Origin of the sequence: Streptomyces sp. NPDC059142 (genome assembly GCF_042755665.1) — a bacterium.
Lineage (GTDB): Bacteria > Actinomycetota > Actinomycetes > Streptomycetales > Streptomycetaceae > Streptomyces.
In genome coordinates this window covers 42,120-48,198 of the sequence record NZ_JBHZDA010000057.1, presented here as the reverse complement: position 1 = coordinate 48,198, position 6,079 = coordinate 42,120, and the positions used below count along the sequence as shown (strand labels likewise).

Here is a 6,079-nt window from a genome sequence, read left to right as displayed (position 1 = left end):
CCCGACCGATCCCGCCCCTCACGTCCGGGGGCCGGCGCCCCCGCGCCCCGCCGGGGGCCCCGCCGGGCGGGGGGGGGCCGGGACCGGGCACGGGGTGTGAACGGTGCCACGTGGTACGAACGGTGCCACGTGGTACGAACGGTGCCACGTGGTGTGAACGGTGCCACCGGTACGAACGGTGCTACGCGGTACGCGGTGCGGGTGCGATTCCGGTCAGAGCAGGCTCTCCGGGCTGACGAAGGTGTAGCCCAGCGCCAGGATGCCCTCGACCGTCTCCTTCAGCGGCTCCACCGGCTGGTACGGGTGGTAGTAGAAGCTGGCGAAGCCGTCCCGCACGGCGAGGTTGGCCTTGGCGTTCTTGACCAGGTCGGCCGCGAGCCGGGGCGGGTTGTTGTTGTGCGCGTCGGGCTCGTAGCTGCCCAGGTTCTCCGGGAGCACCTTCGAGCCGTAGACGTCGGTGACGGGGTACGGGAAGAACTGCCCGAGGTAACGGCTGGAATCGGTCGGCTGACCGGACAGCGTGCCCGCGAAGTACAGCGGACGCTCCATCCTCGCCTCGAAGTTCTGCGCGAACACCCGGTAGTCGGTGGCCGAGGCCGCGTAGTGCGGGGTGACCCACAGCCGGGGCTGCGGAAGGCCGACCCGCGCGAACTCGGCCAGCGCGGCGGTGACCCGGCCCTGCGCCCACTCCGCCGAGTCCTCCGTCGCGGGACCGTCGTAGATCACCGTGTCGGTGGCGTCCACATGGGCCCGGAAGAACTCGAAGTCGTCGGCGCTCAGCCCGTTGTACGGGTTGTCCGCGTTGCCGTACTGATGCGTGTAGCCGTGGTCCATCAGCACCGCGCCGTTGGCCAGCATGTACTTGAGGGTGTTCACCAGCGCCGGACGCTGGGAGAGCCGGACCGTACGGGCCACACCGTTGTTCTGTACGCCCTTGGGGTCGCTGTACACCGGGATGACATTGATGCCGTACGGGATGTTCTTCGACTTCAGGTAGTCGGCGATCGCCCGCATGCTGGTGGCGTCGGACAGCGGAGTGATGTCCTCCAGACGCACCATCGCGCGGTGCTGCTCGGCCGTCCCGGGCGCCAGCGCGTCGAACAGCATGTCCTGGAAGGCGAGAATGCGGTCCGTCTCGGAGACATAGGTGAAGGGGATCTCACCGATGTACGTCAGATTGCCCGAACGGATCGCCCACGGCGAGGTCCTGGTCGTCCCCCCGGCCGTGTCCACCGCCCGCGCCACCTCGGTCACCTGCGGATCGCCCGCGGCGGCCGTGATGTGCGGGTGCAGCACCCCGGCGTCCTGGCCCGCCGGGATCTTCCGCGTGAGCTGCTGGCCCTTGTAGTCGACCCGGCTGATCTGGCCGACGCTGCCGTCCGTCTCGTAGAAGGAGGACGTCGGGTCCCAGCCGTACCGGTACTGGAACTCCTGGAGGCTGATGGAGTTCGCCATGTTCCAGATGTTCTCGCCGATCCAGATCACCGGCCGCTCGGACAGCAGTGTGTCGAGGTAGAAGTCCTCCGGCACGGCGTCCGGGAGCTCCTCGCCGTAGTACGTGGAGCCGATGTACACGGTGGCGTCGAACGCCTCCATCAGCTCCGGGGTGTACTCCTGGACCGGCTTGGCGACCACGGTGCCGAAGTGGCCACCGAGGTTCGCCACGCCCATCGCGTACAACTCACCGAGGTGCCCGAACGGGCCCGCGGTGTCGTACAGGACCAGTGTCTTCGCCTCGCCGGGCTCGGCGGCCCGCGGCGCGGTGCGCGCCTGCCGGCCGGCGGCCGACGCGAGGCCCTTCGACAGCTTCGATGTCCGGTTCCCGGCGGTGGGACGAGCGCTCTTGGCGGCCCGCCGCTCCGCGTCGGCGGAGCGCTGCGCCGCCGCCCAGCCCTTCAGTTCGTCGGCGCGCACACCGGTGGAAGGCGTGTGTGCCGACGACCGGTCGGCGTCCCCACGGCCGACCCGGTCGGCCGCGGTGGCCGGTGCCAGCAGGCCGCCGCCGACCAAGGCGGCGATCGCGAGAGCGATCACGGCCAGCCATGCCGACCGTGCTCTTCTCCAGGGTTCACTCATGCTTTGTACCCCCCTCGATTTGGACCCCGCATTACGTGGAACAAGGAGCTGAGGCATCGGCGGATCATGGCCGACAATCGATGCGATGATCCTGTCCTGCCCGTCGTGCAATTCCACAGGCGGGATTAATGAGCTCGACAGGCCGGTGATTCTTCTGACCATTCCGGCCGACTGTCAATGGGGCCTCTGGGGAGAAAATCCAGACATGTGATTGCGCCGGAAGAGTCCTCCCCCGGGGGTGCTGCCGGGGTGATGCGTCTGGTACTTTCCGTAAGCGCGCAGAGGCGGTTCCGTTGGGGAGCGCCCGCCACTCCTGCGCCGAGTTGACTGTGGGGGACCGATGTATGGTAGGTCTGTTTTGGGTTCAGCCCTGCCCTTGGTGGGCCTGGCTGCTGCGCCCGAGGCGATGCCCGGAATTCCGCTGGCCAGAGGTTTGCAGGCCGCTGCGGGTGCGGGTTTTCTGTTGTACTGCCTGATTGTTTTCGGCCTGTTGGTGGCTCGTTTGCGTTTACGCTCCGGGCTCTCCGCGGCTGATCGTGGTGTTCCGGTGGCAGGCGACCGGACCGCGGCGGACCGGTCGTGATCGGGGAGGTCCTGATATGGGCCAGCATCGCCCTGATCGCGATGGCGGGAACGTACAACTTCGCGCTCTTCCTGCTTTCCCGCCGTCAGGTGCCCTACCGCCCCGACTCCGGTGAGCAGCGCTTCTACGTCTTTCTTCTGGCCTGTCTCAACGAGGAGATGGTGCTGGCCGAAAGCCTCGCGCGAATAACCGCCCTGCCCGCCGGGAACTGCGTCGCCCTGGTCATCGACGACGCCTCCGACGACCGGACGCCCGAGATAGCGCGCGCCGCCGACCCGGAACGCGTCTGGCTCCACCAGCGCCGGTTGCCGAACGCCCGGCTCGGCAAGGGCGCGGCGCTCAACGACGGGGTACGTCTGCTGCGCGCCTCGGGGCTCCTCGGCGACCGGGACCCGGGGGATGTCATCGTCTGTGTGGTCGACGCGGACGGCCGGCTGGACCAGCACGTCATCGACGCGGTCGACCCGTTCTTCAACGACCCGATGACCGGGGCCACCCAGATCGGCGTCCGGATGTACAACCGGCGGGAGGGCCTGCTCGCCCGGCTCCAGGACATGGAGTTCGTCGTCTACGGCGACATCTTCCAGAGCGCCCGCCGCTTCATCGGCAGTGTGGGGATGGGCGGCAACGGACAGTTCATGCGGCTGTCCGCGCTCGACACACTGGGCGAGGACCCGTGGAGCGACAGCCTCACCGAGGACCTGGACCTCGGGGTGCGGCTGATCGCCCGCGGCTGGACCAACCAGCACTGCACCACGGCGGCCGTCTCCCAGCAGGCCGTACTGAACCTGCGGCGGCTGATCCGCCAGCGGTCCCGCTGGTTCCAGGGCCACCTCCAGTCGGCCAACCTGGTGCCGCTGATCCTGCGTGACGTTCCCGGCCGGGCGGCGATGGACCTGATCTACCACCTCTCCAGCCCGGTGCTGATCCTGCTCACCTCGCTGCTGCCGCTGTCCTTCCTGGTCGCCGTGGTGGGTACGGTCGTGGGGTCCCTCATGACCGGCCACGCGCAGGTCTCCTTGATGTGGTTCCTCGGCCCGTACCTGCTGTCGTTCACCGCGGCCTGGATCTACGGCTTCGTGTACCGGCGGCGCGAGCGGTCGCTCGGCGCGCTCCACGCGGCCCTGCTCGGACATGTCTTCGTGATCTACGGCTACATCTGGTTCGCGTCCGGCTGGTGGGGGCTGTGGCGGACCGCCACCGGCAAACGGACCTGGCTCAAGACCGCCCGCAGCTGACCCACGTACCGCACCGCGCCCCGAACCGAGCACCGCCTCTGATCGAGCACCGCGCCTGACCGTGCACCGTACGCCCGTGCCACCAGCGCCTCCCGTGCCACCAGAAACACGAGCAACACGCGCAACACGCCCAACGCGAGAGCAACACGAGCAACACCGTTGTGCCCTTTCACCGTTCGTGCTCCTCCACCGTTCGTGCTCCTTCCGCTCGCCCAGCCAAGGGAGACCCATGTCCACATCAGGCAGACCCCTGTCCTCCGCCACGGCCGTCACGGCTGCCACGACCGCCCCGGAGACCGGACCCGGCACGCCCGGGACCGTACGCACCATGCTCGTCCTCGGTACCCGGCCCGAGGCGATCAAACTGGCCCCGGTGATCCGGGCGATGGCCGCCTCCACCCTCTTCCAGCCGATGGTGGTGACCACCGGCCAGCACCGCGAGATGCTCCAGCAGATGCTCGGCCTGCTCGGGGTCGGGGTGAAGACCGATCTGGCGGTGATGCGCGACCGGCAGCGGCTCTCGGAGCTGACCGCCCGGCTCGTGGACGGGCTCGCCACCGTGATCAGGACCGAACGCCCCGAACTGGTGGTGGTCCAGGGCGACACCACCACGGCGCTGTGCGGCGCGCTGGCCGCCTTCTACGAGCACACCCCCGTGGCCCATGTCGAGGCGGGCCTGCGCACCGGGGTGCTCGACAACCCGTTCCCCGAGGAGCTGAACCGCCGGCTGATCGGCCGGATGGCCCGCTGGCACTTCGCCCCCACCACCCGGTCCGCCGGCCATCTGCGGGCCGAGGGCATCCCCGACGAGCAGGTCATGACCACGGGCAACACCGTGGTCGACAATCTGCTGTGGGTGCTGGCGGAGGGCGCGGGACGCAGCGCGTTCCGCACCGACGGCCGGCGGGTGCTCCTGACCCTGCACCGCCGGGAGAACCAGGGCGACCGGATGCGCGCGATGGGCGCCGCGCTGCGCCGGCTGGCCGACCGGGGCGATGTGGAGATCGTCCTGCCGCTGCACCGCAGCCCGGCGGTGCGCGAGGCCCTCTTACCCGCGCTGGCCGGGCATCCCGGGGTGAGGGTGGTCGATCCGCTCGACTATCTGGACTTCGCCGCCACCCTGGCCGCCTGCGACCTGGTGCTGACCGACTCCGGCGGGATCCAGGAGGAGGCCCCGAGCCTCGGCAAGCCGACCCTGGTGCTGCGGACCACCACCGAACGCCCGGAGGCGGTGGAGGTGGGGGCCGCCCGGCTGGTGGGCACCGATCCGGACGCGATCCTCGCCGCCGCCGGCCGGCTGCTCGACGACCCGCACGAGTACCGGCGGATGGCGGGGGCGGGCAACCCGTTCGGCGACGGCCGGGCCGCCGACCGTATCGTCGCCCGCCTCACCGAGGACTTCGGCGGTGGTACGGAACCGGGGCGCGGCGCCCTCGCCGGCACGTACGATCCGGCGGCATGAGGACCGTGCGGTGGAGCGACCGGAGTCCGGGCAACCGGCAGTGGTGTGACTGGCGTCGGGCCGGGGGACTGGTGCTGGCCTTCGTCGTCCTGGCGACCGGCGGGGTGGTGCTGGCGGGCCTCTGGGAAGAGGAGAGGCGCGCCCCCTCCGCCGCGTCCTGGCAGGACGGCACGGTGCACGGCCCCTGGCGCTCGGTGTTCCACGGGTACGGGGGCAACACCGGCGGGGTGGACGAACTCACGCTCACCCCGCGCGCGGCCCGCGAGCGCGACCGAACCCACGCCTGTCTGGTCGTCTCCACCGCACGGTACGGGCGACTGGACTACCGGGCGCGGATGCGTACCGTCGAGCAACTGCGCACACCGGAGCCCAACCCCTGGGAGGTGGCCTGGCTGGTCTGGGCCTACACCGACCCGGAGCACTTCTACTATCTGGCGCTCAAGCCCAACGGCTGGGAACTGGGCAAACGGGACCCCGAATACCGGGGCGGACAGCGGTTCCTGGCCACCGGCACGCCGCGGTTCCCCGTCGGCGACTGGTCGGACATCCGGGTGCGGCAGCGCGGCCCGCGGATGACGGTGACGGTGGACGACCGTGAGGTGGTCGCGTTCACCGACACCGAACGGCCGTACACGGCGGGCAGTGTGGGCGGCTACACCGAGGACGCGCGGGTGGAGTTCCGGGACATCACGGTCGCCGAGCCGGAGGGATGACCGCGCG

4 protein-coding genes are annotated in these 6,079 nt (G+C 70.1%); 3 read left to right on the top strand and 1 reads right to left on the bottom strand.

Translation table 11 applies throughout. The features are described from left to right. Positions 1–213 precede the first annotated feature (213 nt). Positions 214–2,076, bottom strand: coding sequence for a DUF2334 domain-containing protein (locus ACFXPK_RS20865; protein ID WP_385077444.1), 1,863 nt, complete (start codon positions 2,074–2,076; stop codon positions 214–216). Between the two features lie 579 nt (positions 2,077–2,655). Between ACFXPK_RS20865 and ACFXPK_RS20860 the strand changes: the two genes are divergently transcribed. The 3 genes from ACFXPK_RS20860 (at position 2,656) to ACFXPK_RS20850 (ending at position 6,072) form a co-directional block, all read left to right on the top strand. Continuing rightward, complete coding sequence (locus tag ACFXPK_RS20860; protein WP_384991239.1) at positions 2,656–3,897, top strand: glycosyltransferase family 2 protein; 1,242 nt, start codon at positions 2,656–2,658, stop codon at positions 3,895–3,897. 328 nt (positions 3,898–4,225) lie between these two features. Further along, positions 4,226–5,359 (top strand): non-hydrolyzing UDP-N-acetylglucosamine 2-epimerase, encoded by a 1,134-nt coding sequence (gene wecB / locus ACFXPK_RS20855; RefSeq protein WP_384991316.1) that lies wholly within the window; start codon positions 4,226–4,228, stop codon positions 5,357–5,359. Continuing rightward, positions 5,356–6,072, top strand: a complete 717-nt coding sequence (locus ACFXPK_RS20850; RefSeq protein ID WP_385077441.1) for a family 16 glycoside hydrolase — start codon at positions 5,356–5,358, stop codon at positions 6,070–6,072. The genes wecB and ACFXPK_RS20850 overlap by 4 nt, the downstream gene beginning before the upstream one ends. Positions 6,073–6,079: the final 7 nt, after the last annotated feature.